Annotated in this window: 2 protein-coding genes and 1 pseudogene; all 3 read left to right on the top strand. The window is 70.0% G+C overall.

From position 1 onward, the window contains the following. The first annotated feature begins 366 nt into the window (after window positions 1-366). The gene (rplJ, locus tag ACTUAL_RS09230) at window positions 367-984 is read left to right on the top strand and encodes a 50S ribosomal protein L10 (RefSeq protein WP_440899956.1); all 618 of its coding nucleotides are present in this window, start codon (window positions 367-369) and stop codon (window positions 982-984) included. Window positions 985-1,064: 80 nt separating this feature from the next. Further along, window positions 1,065-1,457: a 50S ribosomal protein L7/L12 gene (rplL, locus tag ACTUAL_RS09225; protein ID WP_440899955.1), complete on the top strand. Its 393-nt coding sequence runs from the start codon at window positions 1,065-1,067 to the stop codon at window positions 1,455-1,457. Window positions 1,458-1,907: 450 nt separating this feature from the next. Continuing rightward, window positions 1,908-2,687 (top strand): annotated as a pseudogene (locus ACTUAL_RS09220) (DNA-directed RNA polymerase subunit beta); the annotation flags it as partial.

The raw sequence follows: 2,687 nt of genomic DNA, 5'->3' as shown, positions 1-2,687 counted from the left end.
ACGGAGTGACGACGCGCCACCCGGCACGCTGAGCGGACGCCCCCGACGACCACGGTCGCCGGGGGCGTCCTCGCGTCCGGGGCGGATGCGGACGCCCGCGGGGCGATTTGGGCGGGCGCGCGGGTATGCCGTACCGTGGAGCCATACCCATGACCGCCGGTCGTCGGCGTGCCCTGGTGCGAGAGCAGCGGGAAGCGTCGGCCGAAGGTCCCCACGACGGGGCGTCCAGCGCAGGAGATGCGAAGCCGCTGCACGACCGGGCCTCCCGGGAGCCGCAGACTACCGAGCCCCGCGCGCCTGCGCCGGGGCTCGTTCTCGTCCGGGGGCCCGGGGGTAGCCGGCACCACGTGACGAAGGAGGCCACACATGGCGACGCCCGAGAAGGCCGCAGCCATTGCCGAGCTGACGGAGAAGTTCCGCAGCTCCGGCGCGGCCGTGCTGACGGAGTACCGCGGCCTGACGGTGAGCCAGCTCACCCAGCTGCGCGGCTCCGTGCGCGAGCACGCCACCTACGCCGTGGTGAAGAACACGCTGACCAAGCGGGCAGCTGCCGAGGCCGGTATCGAGGGCCTCGACGAGCACCTGGTGGGCCCCACGGCCATCGCCTTCGTGACCGGTGACCCGGTCGAGGCGGCCAAGGGCCTGCGTGACTTCGCCAAGGCCAACCCGGCCCTGGTCATCAAGGCGGGTGTCCTCGACGGCAAGCCGTTGAGCCCCGAGGAGATCACCAAGCTCGCGGACCTCGAGTCCCGCGAGGTCCTGCTGGCCAAGCTCGCCGGCGCCATGAAGGCGAACCTGAGCAAGGCCGTCTACCTCTTCGCCGCGCCGCTGTCGCAGACCGCCAGGGTCGTCGACGCGCTGCGTGCGAAGGTCGAGGAGCAGGGCGGTCCCGCCCCCGTGGCCGAGGCTTCCGCCGACGCCGCACCGGCCGAGGCTGCGGCCGAGGCCACCACTGACGCCGCCGAGGGTGGCGACGACAGCTGACCACCCGGGTGCACCGCACCCACGGTCAGCAGCACAACCCCGACACGCCACTCACGGCACGAAGTAGAAAGGACGCCAACATGGCGAAGCTGAGCACCGAGGAGCTCCTTGACCAGTTCAAGGAGATGACCCTGATCGAGCTGTCCGAGTTCGTCAAGGCCTTCGAGGACACCTTCGAGGTCACCGCCGCCGCGCCGGTCGCCGTCGCGGCCGCCGGTGCGCCCGCCGCCGGTGGCGTTGACGCCGCCGCCGCCGAGGAGCAGGACGAGTTCGACGTCATCCTCGAGTCCGCCGGCGACAAGAAGATCCAGGTCATCAAGGAGGTCCGTGCGCTGACCTCCCTGGGCCTCAAGGAGGCCAAGGACCTCGTGGACGGCGCCCCCAAGCCCGTCCTGGAGAAGGTCGACAAGGACGCCGCGAACAAGGCCAAGGAGCAGCTCGAGGGCGCTGGCGCCACCGTCACGCTCAAGTGAGCCCGTCCGGGCCGTGCACGCACGGTCCGGCACGCTCCCTCGCCACGGGCGGGGTCGCACCGGCAGCAGCCGGTGGGGCCCCGCCCGTGGTCGTTCCCGCGCCACTTCGGCCGGCCCGCTTGACGCGGAGGCCGGAAAGGCGCACAGTACTTCCGAACGCACGGCCGATCCCGGCGGTGGTGCTCAGGACCTCGGGCCGACGGCCCGGCGGGGAGCCCCACGAGACCGACGGGACGAGAGCCGTCGGCGACTTGTTCCGGGCGCCCGCGCTGTGTATGCTGTCGCTTTGCGCTGCCCTGCACCTGCTCCCGCTCACCGCTGAACGTTGACGCGCACGTCATCTCCCGCCGGACCCGACGTGATTGACACCGCGACTTCGTGCTGCACCGAGGCAGGCGCTGGTGGTCGCCCGAACCAGCCCGCCCAACAGGCCCGTGGAAGGACCAATCCTTGGCTGCCTCGCGCACTGCGAAGAAGACTGTGTCCAGCGCTCGGACGGCTTCCGGCCGTCTGAGCTTTGCAAAGATCAGGGAGCCTCTCGAGGTTCCCGACCTGCTCGCCCTGCAGACCGAGAGCTTCGACTGGCTGCTCGGCAACGAGGCCTGGCAGGGGCGCGTCGCCTCGGCCAAGGCCGAGGGTCGCAACGACATCCCCATGACCTCGGGTCTGGAGGAGATCTTCGAGGAGATCTCCCCGATCGAGGACTTCTCCGGCTCCATGTCGCTGAGCTTCCGCGACCACCGGTTCGAGGAGCAGAAGTACACGGTGGAGGAGTGCCAGGAGAAGGACATGACCTACTCCGCGCCCCTCTTCGTCACCGCGGAGTTCATCAACAACTCGACCGGCGAGATCAAGAGCCAGACCGTCTTCATGGGCGACTTCCCGCTCATGACCCCGCGCGGCACCTTCATCGTCAACGGCACCGAGCGCGTCGTCGTCTCCCAGCTCGTTCGCTCCCCGGGCGTCTACTTCGAGCGCTCGCTCGACAAGACCTCCGACAAGGACATCTTCTCGGCCAAGGTCATCCCCAGCCGCGGCGCCTGGCTCGAGTTCGAGATCGACAAGCGCGACCAGGTCGGCGTGCGCGTGGACCGCAAGCGCAAGCAGAGCGTCACCGTCCTGCTCAAGGCCCTCGGCTGGACCGAGGCGCAGATCCTCGAGGAGTTCGGCGACTACGAGTCCATCCGGGCGACCCTGGAGAAGGACAACACCGCCGGGCAGGACGAGGCG

The organism is Actinosynnema sp., assembly GCF_052038725.1.
This window is presented reverse-complemented; position numbering and strand designations above follow the sequence as displayed.